We start from the raw sequence: 14352 nt of genomic DNA, 5'->3' as shown, positions 1-14352 counted from the left end.
CAACGCTCCACAAATCCGATGTTCGCCAATTCAGGGACGACCGAGTTCGAACAAGACCGGGGCGTACCGCCGGAGGGCATGGCGAAGGGTTATGCCCTCGAACGGGCGCCGAACAGTCGGTTCACTGCGGGAATCGCAGCGTTCACTCCTCGTGTGTGCTCAGATGTGCGGCGCACGAGGGTCTTTCTTCGGAATCAGCGCATCGCCCGCCCCATACGGGCGATGCCGGCGTCATCCGGTCTTCAGTGCGGAGATTTCAGTGGACGCCTTCCGAGATGAACCAGGAGTTTCCGCCGGGTTCACCGTCGCCCTTGACGATGATCGTGCGGGTGCCTCTGGTTTGCTCATTTTCTTCGGCCCGGCTTTCCCGGGTCTCCCCAGTTTCGATCGGCGGTGAGGCCGACTGGGGCCAGCCTGACTTCCTGACCAGCGCAGGGGCAACCTTCGGCCAGTTCGGCCTTGTTCGAAATCGTTCGAGTGGTCCGAACAGCTGTTTCCGGCGCCGCTGAATGGCGGTATCGCGGCTGAGATCGGCTCAGTCAATCTAGAGCGATGATCGTTGATGAGGGGGGCGACGACGGGGAGTCGCCGGCGACGGTTCACCCGCCGGACTCGACGGCTTCACCGGCTGAGTTCACAGCAGCACTGCGTGTATTGAGAACGTGGTCCGGATTGACTTATCGACAGTTGGCCGGGCGGGCGAAAGAACTCGGGGGAACACTTCCGGCGAGTACGGTCGCGACCACTCTCGGCCGCACCACACTCCCTCGCGAATCGTTCGTCGAGACGTTCACGCGCGCGTGCGGGCTGAACGACGAAGAGGTACGGCGGTGGCTCGACGCCCGGACCCGGATCGCGATGGGGACTCCGCCGCGGCCCGCCGACGAGACGAAGGTGGAAGCCGTCCCCCCGCCGCCGGAGCCCGAGCCGGAGCCGGAACCTCGACCCCGACGGCGCTGGCGCGCGCCGATGATCGTGGCCGCGATCGTGAGCATCGTCCTCGTCGGGACCTTGGGATATCTGACGCGGTCCTTCGGCGCGTCCTCGAAGGCCAAGGAAACCGCGGCCGTGGTGCCGGGGCTGGACGTGCGGGAAGTGGGCAGCTGGGCGCAGATCCGCCCCGCCCGGTCGCCCGAGTTCTGTCTCGCCGAAGGGCGGGATCGGACCAGGCTCTATTCCGGTGCCATCGTCGCCCAGCAGATCTGCGGTGGTGACGCGGCGCCACGCCTGTTCATCGATCCTGTCGGGGAAGAGAACGCCGTGCAGTTCCAGTGGCACCATCCGGAGACCGGGGTCGGCTGCCTCACGGTCGTGAACGAAGGGCTCGGGCACGACCTGATCGAGTCCCGAGACGACTGCGACGACGATGGTATGGACCAGTTGTTCACCATCGCCCCCTTGGATCCGGCGGAGCCGGGACGGTTCGTCATCCGGCCCGTCGGCACCAGCCAGTGTCTCGGCCTGCGCGACCTGGACACCGTCGCGGGTACGGAGGTGGTCCGGGAGCGTTGTTCCGGCGCGCCCGACCAGACGTTCCTCATCGATCTGATCCCGCCGCCGTGAACCCCGGGCCGGGGTGGTACCTACTGGATTTGGCTGCGGCTGATCGTGGGTCAGGTACACCGGCGACCACAGCAGGCACAGCGGCCGCGCGTGAAGGACCCCTTCCCTCGGCTCAGCCGAGGAAACTCGACCTTCACACCTTGGCAAGGGCGCCGGTGACTCGTTCGGTGCTCACTGTGACGCCCCCCGATGTCTTCAAGGCTCCCTTGAAGACATCCAGCGTCTCAAAGGGGGCCTCCAGGACATGCCCACGTCCGTGAAGGCCACCTTTCCTACTCTGAGGGTAGGGAAGGAGGCCTTCACGGAGCGGCCCGAACGCGCCTCCCGTGATCACTCCACGAGAAAGGTGGCGGAGCCGGGAACCGAAGACGACCTTTCGACGACTTGTGGGGCTGAATCGTGCGGCCCGGCGAGCGGAGAGAGATGCACTGGTACGAGGACGACGACCTGTGGGTCGGCTTCGCGGACGTGATGTTCCCGCCCAGCCGGGCCGAAGAGGCCGAACGCCTGACGGCCACGTCACCGCTGCTCGAAGTCGCCGACGGCGCGAAGGTGCTCGATCTGGCGTGCGGCCCGGCGATCCACGTCGTGCCGCTGGCGAGGAGGGGCGCCGACGTGACCGGCGTCGACCTCAGCCCGGCGATGCTCGAACGCGCGCGCGAAGCCTGCGAAAACGCGGGAGTCGCCGCGAAGCTGATCCAGGCCGACATGCTCGAATACACCGAGCCCGCCGCGTACGACCTGATCATCAACATGTACACGTCGTTCGGCTACTTCACCGAGCCCGGAGACAACCTCACGGTGCTGCGAAACGCCTACGCCAGTCTCGCGCCCGGCGGCAGGCTGCTGATCGACGTACTCGGCAAGGAGGTGCTGGCCGGCTGGGTCGGCCGACCCAAGGCGGTCGACGTCGGCGGCGGGACGGTGTTCATGCGCGACACCATTCTCGACGACTGGACCCGGCTCAGGACCGAGTGGACCCTGGTCCGCGACGGCGAGGCGAAGCAGGCGTCGATCCTTTCCTTCTTGTACAGCGCCGCGGAACTGAAGGCGCTGTTCGAGACGGCGGGCTTCACCGGCGTCGAGTGCTTCGGGGACTTCGACGGCTCGCCGTACGACAACCACGCGCGCCGCCTGATCGTGCGTGGTGAACGTGACGGCTGAACCTCTCCGCCTCTTCGCGGAACCGGACGACGACATCACACGCCCGCTCGGGCTCACCGGCCCGGTGATCCTGCTGTCGGTCGCGCTCCTGATCTCGCTGATCGCGGGCATCGCGCTCGGCCCGTCGAACGTCGCGCTCACGGATGTCCTGCGCTACCTGGGAAAGGCGATCACCGGCGGAACCATCACCGGCGACGAGGTCACCGGGTACTCGATCGTCTGGCAGGTCCGCACCCCGCGGGTGCTGCTGGCGGCCGTGGTCGGCGCGGGGCTCGCGGTGGTCGGCGTCGCGGTACAGGCGCTGGTCCGCAACGCCCTCGCCGATCCGTTCGTGCTCGGGATCTCGTCGGGCGCCTCCGTCGGTGCCGCCGCCGTCGTGGTGTTCGGCCTGTTCGCCGGGCTCGGCGTGCTGGCGCTGTCGACGGCCGCCTTCCTCGGCGCACTGGGCGCGACGGCGATCGTCTATCTCGCCGCCCGCGGCAGATTCGGCCTGACACCGTTGCGCCTCGTGCTCACCGGCGTCGCGCTCACGTATGCCTTCCAGGCCGTGATGAGCGTGCTCGTCTACCTGTCGCCGAACGGCCAGGCCGCGCAGACCGTGCTGTTCTGGTTGCTCGGCAGCCTCGGCGCGGCGACGTGGGCTTCCCTTCCGCTGGCCGCGCTCGGGGTGGCCATCGCCGTCGTGGTCCTGCTGCGCTACGGCACCGCGCTCGACGTCCTGTCCATGGGCGACGAGACCGCGATGAGCCTCGGTACCGACGCGGCCGCGCTGCGCCGCTGGCTCTTCCTGCTCACCGCGGTCGTCACCGGCTTGCTGGTGGCGGTCAGCGGCTCGATCGGGTTCGTCGGGCTGGTCCTGCCGCATGTGGTGCGGATGATCGCCGGTTCGGGGCACCGCCGGGTGCTGGCGCTCGCGCCGTTGGTGGGCGCGGTCTTCCTGGTGTGGGTCGACCTGCTCGCCCGCACGCTCGTCGCCCCCGAGGAACTCCCGCTCGGCGTGATCACCGCGCTCATCGGCGTTCCGGTGTTCCTCGTCGTCATGCGGCGCCGCGGCTACGCGTTCGGAGGTCGCTGATGCTGTCGTTGCGCGAACTTTCCGTCGAGGTGGCCGGGTCGGCGCTGATCCGCGAGCTGTGCCTGGACGTCGGCGCGGGCGAGGTCGTCGGCCTTCTCGGCCCCAACGGCAGCGGCAAGTCGACGGCGTTGCGCTGCGTCTACCGGGCGTTGTCGCCGTCCGGCGGCGCGGTCCTGCTCGACGGGACCGACCTCGCCGAACAAAGTCTGCGCGACACCGCCCGCCGGATCGCCGCGCTCACCCAGGACAGCCGGGCCGATCTGGACTTCACCGTCGAGGAGATCGTCGCGCTCGGGCGGTCGCCGCATCAGCGCGGCAACCTCCGGCTGTCGGCCCGCGAACGCGCGCTGTGCCGGGAAGCGTTGCGGCGGATGGACATCACCCATCTCGCCCAGCGCAGTGTGCTGACGCTGTCGGGTGGCGAACGGCAGCGGGTCCTGGTGGCGAGGGCGCTCGTGCAGGAACCGGAGGTGCTGGTCCTCGACGAGCCGACCAACCATCTCGACGTCCGCCACCAGGTGGAACTGCTGAAGTTCCTGCGCGACTGCGGGCTCACCGTGCTCGTCGCGCTGCACGATCTCAATCTCGCCGCCGCAGTCTGTCACCGGATCGCGTTGCTGCGCGGCGGATCGCTCGCCGCCAGCGGGACCCCGGCCGAAGTGCTCACCCCCGGAACGGTCCGCGCCGTGTTCGGCGTCGAGGTCACCCAGGTGACCCACCCCGTGACCGGGGCGCTCCAACTGCTGTACGACCTTCCCGCCGATGAAACCGAGGGGATCACACGATGAAGCCGTCCAGGATGACCGCGCTCTTCGCCGCGGCGCTGCTCCTGAGCGCCTGCGGTGCCCAGGTCGAGGCCGGACCGACCGCGCCGGCACAGGCCACGGTGACCAATTGCGGTGCGCAGGTCGCCTTTCCGGCGCCGCAACGTCCCGTCGCCTACGACGTTTCGGGTGCCGAGAAGATGTTCGCGCTCGGGCTCGCCGGCCGCATGCGCGGCTACGTGATGAATTCGCTGGGCGACCCGTCGATCGCCGGTTCGCCGTGGAAGGACGACTACGCCAAGGTCGAACGCCTCGGCACCTCGCGGGTCACCCGAGAGATCCTGGTCAACGCCAAGGCGGACTGGGTGATCGCGGGCTGGAACTCCGGGTTCAGCGAGGAACGCGGGATCACCCCGAAACTGCTGGAGCAGGTCGGCATCCGGAGTTACCTGCACACCGAGACCTGCTGGGAATATCCGACGGCGAAGCAGGAGGTGACGCCGCTCGAAGCGCTCTACACCGACCTTCGCAATCTCGGCGACATCTTCGGTGTCCGCCAGCGGGCCGACGAGCTGGTCACGGAACTCAAGGGGCGCTTCGACAAGGTCCGCGCCGGAGCACCGAAGACACCGCCGGCCAAGGTGTTCGTCTACGACTCCGGCACCGACCAGCCGTTCACGTCCGGAAAACACGCCGCTCCCGACGACATCATCGACGCCGCCGGCGGGACGAACGTCTTCCGCGATCTGCCGGACGGCTGGGGGAGTGTCGGCTGGGAAGCCGTGGTCAAGACCGAACCCGAGGTGATCGTCGTGGTGGACTACGCCGACCAGCCCGCGCAGGACAAGATCGCGTTCATCAAATCCGCGCCGCAGCTGAAGAACACGCCCGCCGTGCGCGACAACCGGTTCCACGTCATCTCGTACGGGGACCTCGTGAGCGGCCCGCGCAACGCGGCGGGCGCCGAGTCGCTGGCCGCTTATCTGCGCTCGATCGGCCGGTGACCGCGATGTCCGCGCTGGTCCACGAACACGTCACCGACGCGATCAAGACGCCCGCGTTGATCCGGCTCGAACCGAACATCGTGCTGATCCGCTTCGAGACCCTGAAGGTCTACGCGGCACTCGGCGCGGTCCGGTCGCTGCTCGCCGACGGCACTGTCCGAAAAGGACAGACGCTGATCGACAGTTCCAGCGGGATCTACGCGCTCGCGCTGGCGATGGCCTGTCATCGTTACGGCCTGCGCTGCCATATCGTCGCGTCCACCACCGTCGACCTCACCATGCGGTCGCAGCTGGAGATCCTGGGGGCGACAGTGGACCAGATGCCGCCATCGGACGACCTCCGCCTCGACCAGCGGCGCCGCGTCGCGCGCGTGCGCGAACTGCTGGAACGGCATCCGGGCATGCACTGGATGCGCCAGTACCACGATCCCGTGCATTACCTGGGCTACGCCGAGGTCGCCGATCTCGTCGCCCGCGCGCTGCCGTCCGGGCCGCTCACCGTCGTCGGCAGTGTGGGCACCGGCGCGTCGACCGGCGGGATCGCGCGCTCGCTGCGCGAACGCGATCCGGAAGTCCGCCTGACCGGCGTCCAGCCGTTCGGCAGTGTCACCTTCGGCAGCGAACGGTTCACCGATCCGGACGCGATCATCGCGGGTATCGGCTCCGCCATCCCGTTCGGCAACGTGGACCACGAACTGTACGACCGGATCCACTGGCTGGACTTCGTGCACGCCATGGCCGCGACCATCGGCCTCATGCGTGAGCACGCCGTGTTCGCCGGGCTTTCCACCGGTGCGGCGTATCTCGTCGCGGGCTGGGAGGCGGCGCGGAATCCGGAGCGGACCCATGTCGTGATCGGCGCGGACACCGGACATCGTTACACCGCAAGGGTTTTCGCCCGGCATCGGGAAGCCGTGGACCCGGCGGGCCTCGCGCCGCGCGAGATCGCTTCACTGGACGAACTCGCCCTGCCGTGGGCGGCGATGGACTGGAGCCGCCGCCGATTCGGGATACCCGCACAGCCGCTGTACCGGAAGGAGCGGGTTTCGTGACCGTCGTCCTGTTGGAAGCACTCACCTTCGGCCTGGGCAGGCTCGCCGACGCGGCGGCGGAGGCCGGGCGGAAACTGGTGCTGTTCACCGGAAATCGCGACATCTACCGCTACGAACTCGGCACGCTCGGGCCGGACCGGGTCGAGGTCGTCGACATCGACACCGCCGACATCGCGGCCTGTGAGACCGCGTTGCGCGCCATCCCGGACCTCGCCGGGATCATCAACTCGACCGACACGTGGGCACTGCCCGGCGCGGAACTCACCGCCCGGCTCGGCCTGCCCGGCCCGGACGCGGCCGCCGTGCGGGTGCTGCGGGACAAGGGCGCGGTACGCGACCGGTTGTACGAACACGGGCTCACCCGCGGCAGGCCGGTGCCGGTCATGGTCGCCGAAGAGCTCGGGTTTCCCCTGGTGGTCAAGGATTCTTCGGGAACGTCGTCGCGGGGCGTCTGGCTCGTCCGCGATCAGGCCGAACTCGAACGAGCCAGACTGGAGGCGAAGACCACGCCGCTCAAGGGGCATCTGATCGCCGAACCGTATTTCGCGGGCCCGCTCTACAGCGCGGAAACCGTCACCTGGCAAGGAAGTACCCGGCTGCTCGGGATCCTCTCCCGCCAGCTGTCGCCCGAGCCGGTGCGGCGGGAGGAAGCCGCGGCGTTCCCGGTGGCCTTCCCCGCGGCCGAGTACGCGGGCTTGGCGGACTGGATCGGCAGGGTGCTCAAGGCCGCCGGACACGAGCAGGGCTTCGCGCACACCGAATTCGTGCTCGCCGCCGACGGCCCGGAGGTCGTCGAGATCAACATCCGGATCGGCGGAGCGATGCTCGGCGAGGCCCTGTGCCGGTCGCTGGGCACCAACGTCTATTCCGCGATGATCGCCATGGCGCTGGGCGAGGAACCCGCCTTGCTCACCCAGGAAGTCGGTGGGGGACCCGGGATCGGGTTCGTCTTGGCATACCCGGCCGCGGAAGGCGTGCTGACGGGATGGTCGGGGCTCGACAGGCTGCCCGGCCTGCCCGGTTCGCCGGAGTGGTATCCGACGGCGAGCCCCGGCGACGAGATCCGGCACCTCGCGGATCAGCGGTCGTGCACCGGGATCGTCCTCGCCGAAGGGCCGACGGCGGAGCTGGCGTTGCATCGCGCGCTGGCCGCGGCGGGCGGGATCACGCCGGAGATCGATTCTTGAGAGTTCCCTCAGATGGATAGCTCTACTTTCTGTTATGGGAAGTGAGGCTATCCATCTGGAGGGAATCGTGGACGGAACAGTGGGCAGGCGCGCCGTGCTCGGGGGCGCGATGGCGGCCGGTGTCACGATGCTGGCGGCGAACACGGCCGCCGCGGGGGAAGACCGGCGGCGGTTCGCGGGCAAGGTCGTGATCGTCACGGGGGCGACGTCGGGGATCGGCCGTGCGACGGCCATCGCCTTCGCCGCGGCCGGTGCGAAGGTCGGTTTCTGTGGCAGGCGGGAAGAGCTCGGGCGTGAGGTCGAGCGGGAGATCCGCCGTGCGGGCGGGGAGGCGATCTATCTCCGGGCGGACGTCCGGGTTCCCGAACAGGTTCAGTCCTTTGTGGACGCCGTCGTCCGGCGGTACGGCAAGCTCGACATCGCGTTCAACAACGCCGGGATCCACCTCGGCAAGCCGCTGCACGAGATCTCCCTCGACGAGTGGGAGGACGTGCAGCGCACCAACGCGCGCGGCGTGTTCCTCTCGATCAAGTACGAGGTGCCGCATCTGCTGAAGGCCGGCGGCGGGGTGATCGTCTGCACCGCGTCGGCGCAGGCCGACCAGACCAGGCCGGGGCACGCCGCCTACACCTCGAGCAAACGCGCCGTGCAAGGCCTGGTGCGCGCGGCCGCGCTGGACTACGGCGCGAGGGGGATCCGGGTGTTCTCGATCGATCCGGGGACGATCGACACCAGGCTGGTGCGCCCGCCGGGTATCCCGGACGACCTGTGGGCGCGGTTCAAGGAGGCTTGGGGGCCGCTGAACGTCCACGGTCTGCGGAGGATGGGGGAAGCCGCGGAGATCGCTTCGGCCGTCCTCGCCCTGGCGTCACCGGATTTCGCCTACCTGACCGGGACTTCCGTTCTCGTCGACGGCGGCCTGAACACCGGGAGGCCGATGGTGATGCCGCCCGGGTTCACCCCGCCCGCCTGAGCGGCCGGTCGGGTTTCGCTTGAAGGCCAAGGCGGTAGTGAAGGCCTCCTTCCCTACTCTGAAGGTAGGGAAGGAGGCCTTCACNCGCGGCGGCTACCACAACTCGATGACCCGGCTGCTCATCAAGCCGACGCATCTCGCGGGCGGCCATGCCCAAATGACCTACGCCTTCAACTACTACGGCCCCATCGGCAGCCAGCGCGACGAGATCACCGTGATCCGCCGCCGCGGCCAGGAAGTGGAGTACTGACATGCGCATCCGCGCCCAGGTCGCGATGGTGATGAACCTCGACAAGTGCATCGGCTGTCACACCTGCTCGGTGACCTGCAAACAGACTTGGACCAACCGCGAAGGCACCGAGTACGTCTGGTTCAACAACGTCGAGACCAAACCCGGTATCGGTTACCCCAAGCACTACGAGGACCAGGAACGCTGGAAGGGCGGCTGGAAGCTCGACAAGAAGGGACGGCTGGTCCTGCGCTCCGGCGGACGCGCGAAGCGGCTTTCGCGGATCTTCGCCAACCCCGACCTTCCGACGCTCGAGGACTACTACGAGCCCGCGACCTTCGACAAGGACGTCCTCGTCACCGCGCCCGGCGGGCTCACCGACACCCCGGTCAAGCAACCGAGGTCGGCCCTCACCGGGGAACCGATGAGCCTCGAATGGGGCGCGAACTGGGAGGACAGCCTCGGCGGCGCCCACGAGCGCGCCGGCACCGACCCCAACATCACCGCGATGGACCCCCTGGTCTTTACTGCTCTTCCTTGTCCTCCGGCGGTTTCTCGTTCGCGGCCGGCGGGATGGCCTTCGTCAGCTCGACGATGGTCTTCCCGGCCATGCCCGAAGCGCCGTAGGTCGGGTCGCTGAGGATCTTGGTCGTCTTCTCGATCGCGTCCGCCACCTTGGGGAACCGCTTGTGCAGATCGCCGATCGGGAAGCTGTTCCAGTAGTCGAACCGCTTCAGGATGTCCGCCGCCTCGGGGCGCCCCTCCAGCACCTTCGTCAGCTTCTCGCGCACGACCCGGAGGGGCATGTCGCTGAGCTTCTCCCGAGGGGGCTTGGGCGAAGCGTCCGGAGTGGTGTCGGACGGTTTGGTCGGCGGGCCTTCGATCGGCTTCTTGCCGCCGGGCATCGGGGTGCCACCACCGGGTTTCGGCTTGGGCAGCGTGACCTTGCCGCCGGCGAGCGTCAGCTTGACGACCTCGTCGGCCGCGCCGCGCGTCTTGGCCAGGATCTTGATCATCTCGGCGAGCTTCTTGGCCGTGTCGGCGATCTGCTTGGCGATCTTGGCGATCGCCACGCCGACCGTGGTCATGATGGAGGCGATCGCCGCGATGATCGAACCGCCGAAGGTGACGGGCGCCAGCGCCACCGCCACGATCGCGGCCTTGAGGATGCCGGCCAGCGTCATGGCGATGATGTCGCGGACGATGCCGCGGACCGCGCCGATCACGGCACCGGCGATCCCCATCTGCTTGCCCGCGAAGTTGATGTACTCGGCGAGCGCGTCGATCTGGGCGGCGACGCCTTCCATGTCGGCACGGAACTTGTCGGCGGCCTCGCCGTCCCACTTCTCCATGAACTTCTTGGTGGCGGCCGCGTGATCCTCAGACCACTCCTTGACGGCCTTGCCCTCGTTGTAGATCGCCGTCTTGGCCGCCTCGATGCCCTTCGGGTCACCCAGCAGGAAGTCCAGTGGCCAGCGGAAGATGACGATATGCTCGATCAGCCAGCCGATCCCGGCGGTGAGCAGCGACCCGATCGGGTCGACGACCATGCCGAGGATCTCGATCGCCATCCCCGCCGAGGCCAGCCCGATGCTGAGGCTGTCGCCGTCGTCGACGGCTTTCTTCAGTGAGAACGCGGAATCGAAGAAACCCGCGCCCGCCGTGTCCCCGCTGCCCGCGAGGAAGCTGCGATTCTCGTCCTTGAAGTCGTCGGCCTTGGTGCCGCTGCCGTTCCCGAAGTCGTTGCGGCTGTACTCGTCGCTCACTTGACCTTCACCTCGTCGATACCCTTGCCGGCGTCGGTGATCAGCTTCTCCGCCTCCTGCTCGTTGGCGTCGTACTTCTTCGCGGCCTCACGCACCCTGTCGGAGAACTCCTGCACGTTCTCCGAGTACTTGTTCAGGTGGTCCCGCGCCTTCGCGCAGTGCATGCTCGCGCCGGCGCCGTAGATCTGGCCGCCGAAAATGCCGAAGATGCCGGGGTCGGCCACGCAGCTGCCCACCATGCCGGCGCTCTTCCGCAGCGCGTCTTCGAGCTTGTCGAGGTGACCGGCGAACTCGTTCAGGGCTTCCGTCTTGACACCGAATCCGCTCACCACGGGCTCATTTCGTCGTCGTCGGGGGAGGCCGGTCGCCGGGGTCGCGGCGCCGGGGGGTTCGGCGGCCGCACGGGACGGCCGGGCTGCGGGGGCATCGGGGGGCCAGCCTGCGGTGGTGGCGGCGGCCGGTACCCCGCCTGAGGCGGCGGCGGCTCGTTGTGCGCCTCGGGAGCCCACTTGTCCTGTTCCGGGTCGTCCGGCGCCTCGTCCTCCACCTTCGGCAGGAACGTGCGGACCAACCGCGCGGCCTCGTCTTCGCCGTTGATCTCGGTGTAGGACTCGGTGACCTTCTCGACGGTCTTGCGCTGGGCCTCGCGCACCGTCTGCATGACCAGGGAGGAGAGCCGGGCCGGTCCCAGCGCGGTGGCCCGGTTGCCGAACTCGATGGCGCTCAGCGAGCCGTTGGCCTCGACCGTCACCGTCACCGAGCCGTCGGGAGAAGTCACCGTGGACGCCGAGGCGGTGAACGCGGCCGTCAGGGCATGGGCTTTTTCCTCGAGTTTCTTGGCCTCTCGCTCCAAAAGGAGTGCGAAGTCCTCACCTGCGTCGAAATTGGGTTGCATGCGTCGCCTTGGCTTGGTTGGGATGGGATCACGATCGAGAGGTCGACGAGGCGGAACACCCCCGGCTTCCAGAACGGAGGGTAGACCGGCCGTCCCGGTTCCGCCGATTCGCCCGTATCGTTACCACTGGGCGCTCGCTCGGGACAACCCCGGTGAGCGGGAACTGCCCGAAAGGTCCTCGGAAGTGGCGGATCGGGGCAGGACGATGATCGTGCGGAACGCCGATCGAGAGGACGTCATGGCCGTCTGCCGCTTCGGCGAAGAGCAGGCCCTGGCCCACTACGTGCCGTTGATCGGCGAAGAATCCGCTGCCAGACAAGTGCGGATGTGCTGGAACGAGACGGACATCGCCGGCGCCGTGGCCCGCGGTTCGGTCGTGGTCGCCGAAGAAGGCGGATACCTCGCCGGCGTCGGGCAGCGCGGCCGCGACGGTGACGAGTACGTGATCCACAAGCTGTGCGTGCATCCCCGGCATCGCGGTGGCGGGCTGGGGGCGCGCTTGCTCGGTGTCCTCATCGGACAGTTGCCGGCGGAGGCCGAGCGGGTGTACGCCGAGCACTTCGTGGTGAACGTACGCGCGGGAGCCTTCTGCGAACGCGAGGGTTTCACGGTGGAGCGAATCGAACTCGGCGTGGTGCGGCGCGTGCGGAATCTGCGCTAGCGGAGATTCCGGGCGAGGGGCCCGTCGAGCCAGCGATCGACCTGGCGCTGACCACGCAGGCGGACGACGACGAGATCCGGATACCGGTTCTCGGCGAGGACCTTGTGCACACGGGCCCTGATGAGCGGGTGGTAGCGCCAGGCGAGCTTGACGATGTGGTCGCGATCGGTGAAGAACGTGTGCAGCGGGCCTTCGACGTTGCCGCCGGCGATCTTCGAGCCGCGCCCCACCCGGCGTTTCAGCGTCCGGACGACCGTGCGGGCCACGGTCATCGCACGCGGATGATCGAGCCAGACCAGGACGTCCAGCCGCTCGGTCATCCGCTCCCGGACCTCCTCGCCCTGCCATTCGATGGCCCACTCGTCGCCGCTGATGAAGTCCAGGACGTCGGCCTGCCAGGTCTCCCGCACCGTCCAGCCGGGCGCGTGGAAGAAGGACTCGAACTCGACGAACGGAACCCCCATGCGCTCGCACAGGGTTCGCGCCAGCGTCGATTTGCCGGATCCCGCGGGGCCCGCCACCGCGGCCCGCCGGATCCGGCGTCCGGGAAGAGCGTCGTCCGGTCCGATGATCTGCATGCGAGGAGCTTATTGGCCCCGGCTTTCGGCGGCCTTCTTCAGATCCTTCAGCCAGATTTCGAGGCCCTGCCCGAGCATCGCCGTGGAACCGGGCACGTCCTTGTCGACCTGCGGGCCGGTGTGGCTCTCCTCGGTGCGGACGATGACGCCACCGGGGACCTTGACGAAATTCCAGACGTGGACACCGTCGATGTGCACGCCGCCGGGGCCGTCGAGGGGGCCGGTCCAGCGGATGCACTTGCCGGGCTGGAGTTGCCGGACGGTGGAAACGATGGTCACGTCACCGGGCGGGTAGGGCATGCCGGGCGGGACGGGAATGGTCCACTGGAAGCGGGAATGCTTGCGCAGCGGGCCGTGGTCCAGACGTTTCATGGTGACGGGGATGGCGGGGTTCTGCCAGGACGGCCAGGCCTCCACGTCGGTCTGCAGGTTCCAGATGGTGCGCAGCGGCGCGTTGACGAAGGTCTCGGTCCGGTAGTGCACCTTGGCGGACCGATCGATGCTTTTTCCTTGGCAGGTAAGCGAAGCCGGCTTGGTGTGGTGGGCGGGGGTCGCCTGGGCGGGCGCCGTGGCGCCGAGGACGCCGGCGAGGGCCAGCGGGACCGTGAGCAGGGCGGCGCGTGTGCTGATCCGGCGGCGTGCGATGCGGGACATGTCTCTTTCTCCTTCGCTTGTTAGCGCTTGTCGCGATAGTTAGAACCTATAGCGAACGCACCCTGAGCGTCAAGGGGAAGGTGGCGTGAGCCGGTTGGCCGCTTCGGGTGTTAGGTCAGTGAAGACTTCCTTTGGCGGCTTCGTAGGGGATGAGTTGCTCGTGGCGCCATGGTCGCGACCTGGTCGTCGGGGTCGTAATTGGCCAAAGGTGTCCACAGTGGACACAGAGGGCCGGTTATTTGTCCCATTCATGCCTATATGCGGGATTTCGAGTGGGGTCATGAGTGTCGAGGAGGGTTAGGGCCAACCGTGTCTTGAGTACCTATTGCAGGTGCACGGATGGCGCTTTCGCGTGATTGGACGGACGACGCGCGTGATTGGACGGACGACACGCGTGATCGGGCGGACGGCTCGTGGCGCTCACCGGCCGCGGTCGTGTCGTCTGTCCAGTCACGCGTGTCGTCCGCCGGATCACGCGTGTCGTCCGATCGGTCACGAGACCAGAGCCGACCCGATCGGTACCGAGGTCTTGCTCACCTTCATGTACTGCCGGGCCCGGCATCGTCCTGGCTTTCGCGACACCGACTCCAGAAGAACCGGGCCCGGGATCAACAGCGGCCAGGAGCTAGCAGGTACCCCTAAGACACCCTTGGCTGGAACGACCCAAAACACACACGACCCGGCGCAAAGCGGCCGAATCGGACTCTCTTGCGCGAGCTGATGTCCCTTTTGGACAGTCGCCACCCCCGAAGCGCGTGAAGGCAGATCGGAAGAGCATACGTCTGAA

Annotated in this window: 15 protein-coding genes and 1 pseudogene; 11 read left to right on the top strand and 5 right to left on the bottom strand. The window is 68.0% G+C overall.

All coding sequences use genetic code 11. The annotated features are described in order from the left end of the window. Nucleotides 1-672: 672 nt before the first annotated feature. The 10 genes and pseudogenes from LCL61_RS35590 to narY form a co-directional block, all read left to right on the top strand. A complete protein-coding gene (locus LCL61_RS35590) occupies nt 673-1563 on the top strand; it encodes a hypothetical protein (protein WP_340683802.1) in 891 nt (296 codons plus the stop codon). Nucleotides 1564-1986: 423 nt separating this feature from the next. Next, the gene (locus LCL61_RS35585; protein ID WP_340683801.1) at nt 1987-2727 is read left to right on the top strand and encodes a class I SAM-dependent methyltransferase; all 741 of its coding nucleotides are present in this window, start codon (nt 1987-1989) and stop codon (nt 2725-2727) included. Next, nucleotides 2708-3802 (top strand): iron ABC transporter permease, encoded by a 1095-nt coding sequence (locus tag LCL61_RS35580; RefSeq protein ID WP_340683800.1) that lies wholly within the window; start codon nt 2708-2710, stop codon nt 3800-3802. Before LCL61_RS35585 ends, LCL61_RS35580 begins: the two co-directional genes overlap by 20 nt. Beyond that, on the top strand, nt 3802-4590 hold the full coding sequence (locus LCL61_RS35575; protein WP_340683799.1) for an ABC transporter ATP-binding protein: 789 nt from the start codon (nt 3802-3804) through the stop codon (nt 4588-4590). The genes LCL61_RS35580 and LCL61_RS35575 overlap by 1 nt, the downstream gene beginning before the upstream one ends. Beyond that, a complete protein-coding gene (locus tag LCL61_RS35570; RefSeq protein WP_340683798.1) occupies nt 4587-5570 on the top strand; it encodes an ABC transporter substrate-binding protein in 984 nt (327 codons plus the stop codon). Before LCL61_RS35575 ends, LCL61_RS35570 begins: the two co-directional genes overlap by 4 nt. Continuing rightward, nucleotides 5567-6622 (top strand): cysteine synthase family protein, encoded by a 1056-nt coding sequence (locus LCL61_RS35565; RefSeq protein ID WP_340683797.1) that lies wholly within the window; start codon nt 5567-5569, stop codon nt 6620-6622. The genes LCL61_RS35570 and LCL61_RS35565 overlap by 4 nt, the downstream gene beginning before the upstream one ends. Then, a complete protein-coding gene (locus LCL61_RS35560) occupies nt 6619-7809 on the top strand; it encodes an ATP-grasp domain-containing protein (RefSeq protein ID WP_340683796.1) in 1191 nt (396 codons plus the stop codon). Before LCL61_RS35565 ends, LCL61_RS35560 begins: the two co-directional genes overlap by 4 nt. Before the next feature lie 67 nt (nt 7810-7876). After that, on the top strand, nt 7877-8782 hold the full coding sequence (locus LCL61_RS35555) for an SDR family NAD(P)-dependent oxidoreductase (protein WP_340683795.1): 906 nt from the start codon (nt 7877-7879) through the stop codon (nt 8780-8782). Between the two features lie 106 nt (nt 8783-8888). Beyond that, entirely contained in the window at nt 8889-9032 is a 144-nt protein-coding gene (locus tag LCL61_RS35550; RefSeq protein WP_340683794.1) for a hypothetical protein, read from the top strand. Nucleotide 9033: 1 nt separating this feature from the next. Further along, nucleotides 9034-9513: pseudogene (gene narY / locus LCL61_RS35545) on the top strand (nitrate reductase subunit beta); the annotation flags it as partial. Nucleotides 9514-9535: 22 nt separating this feature from the next. On the opposite strand, the gene LCL61_RS35540 reads toward narY, so the two are convergent. The 3 genes from LCL61_RS35540 to LCL61_RS35530 are packed head-to-tail and all read right to left on the bottom strand — an operon-like array spanning nt 9536 to nt 11672. Further along, a complete protein-coding gene (locus LCL61_RS35540; RefSeq protein WP_340683793.1) occupies nt 9536-10777 on the bottom strand; it encodes a hypothetical protein in 1242 nt (413 codons plus the stop codon). Then, complete coding sequence (locus tag LCL61_RS35535; RefSeq protein ID WP_425341953.1) at nt 10774-11106, bottom strand: type VII secretion target; 333 nt, start codon at nt 11104-11106, stop codon at nt 10774-10776. The genes LCL61_RS35540 and LCL61_RS35535 overlap by 4 nt, the downstream gene beginning before the upstream one ends. Continuing rightward, nucleotides 11103-11672: a YbaB/EbfC family nucleoid-associated protein gene (locus LCL61_RS35530; protein WP_340683791.1), complete on the bottom strand. Its 570-nt coding sequence runs from the start codon at nt 11670-11672 to the stop codon at nt 11103-11105. The genes LCL61_RS35535 and LCL61_RS35530 overlap by 4 nt, the downstream gene beginning before the upstream one ends. Nucleotides 11673-11856: 184 nt before the next feature. Here LCL61_RS35530 and LCL61_RS35525 point away from each other — a divergent pair, with 184 nt between their 5' ends. Beyond that, a complete protein-coding gene (locus LCL61_RS35525) occupies nt 11857-12333 on the top strand; it encodes a GNAT family N-acetyltransferase (protein ID WP_340683790.1) in 477 nt (158 codons plus the stop codon). On the opposite strand, the gene LCL61_RS35520 is transcribed toward LCL61_RS35525, so the two are convergent. Next, the gene (locus LCL61_RS35520; protein WP_340683789.1) at nt 12330-12911 is read right to left on the bottom strand and encodes an adenylate kinase; all 582 of its coding nucleotides are present in this window, start codon (nt 12909-12911) and stop codon (nt 12330-12332) included. The genes LCL61_RS35525 and LCL61_RS35520 overlap by 4 nt on opposite strands. 9 nt (nt 12912-12920) lie before the next feature. Further along, nucleotides 12921-13565 carry an SRPBCC family protein gene (locus LCL61_RS35515; protein ID WP_340683788.1) on the bottom strand — a complete coding sequence of 215 codons (645 nt, stop codon included), beginning with the start codon at nt 13563-13565 and terminating at the stop codon, nt 12921-12923. Nucleotides 13566-14352 lie beyond the last annotated feature (787 nt).

The organism is Amycolatopsis coloradensis, assembly GCF_037997115.1.
Taxonomy (GTDB): Bacteria; Actinomycetota; Actinomycetes; order Mycobacteriales; family Pseudonocardiaceae; genus Amycolatopsis; species Amycolatopsis coloradensis_A.
The sequence above is the reverse complement of the archived record's forward strand: the minus strand, read 5'-3'. Positions and strand labels throughout refer to the sequence as shown.

Coding starts and splice junctions, on each gene's coding strand:
- LCL61_RS35585 (WP_340683801.1), top strand. CDS start 1,987: ATGCACTGGTACGAGGACGACGACCTGTGGGTCGGCTTCGCGGACGTG.
- LCL61_RS35575 (WP_340683799.1), top strand. CDS start 3,802: ATGCTGTCGTTGCGCGAACTTTCCGTCGAGGTGGCCGGGTCGGCGCTG.
- LCL61_RS35570 (WP_340683798.1), top strand. CDS start 4,587: ATGAAGCCGTCCAGGATGACCGCGCTCTTCGCCGCGGCGCTGCTCCTG.
- LCL61_RS35550 (WP_340683794.1), top strand. CDS start 8,889: ATGACCCGGCTGCTCATCAAGCCGACGCATCTCGCGGGCGGCCATGCC.
- LCL61_RS35530 (WP_340683791.1), bottom strand. CDS start 11,672: ATGCAACCCAATTTCGACGCAGGTGAGGACTTCGCACTCCTTTTGGAG.
- LCL61_RS35520 (WP_340683789.1), bottom strand. CDS start 12,911: ATGCAGATCATCGGACCGGACGACGCTCTTCCCGGACGCCGGATCCGG.
- LCL61_RS35515 (WP_340683788.1), bottom strand. CDS start 13,565: ATGTCCCGCATCGCACGCCGCCGGATCAGCACACGCGCCGCCCTGCTC.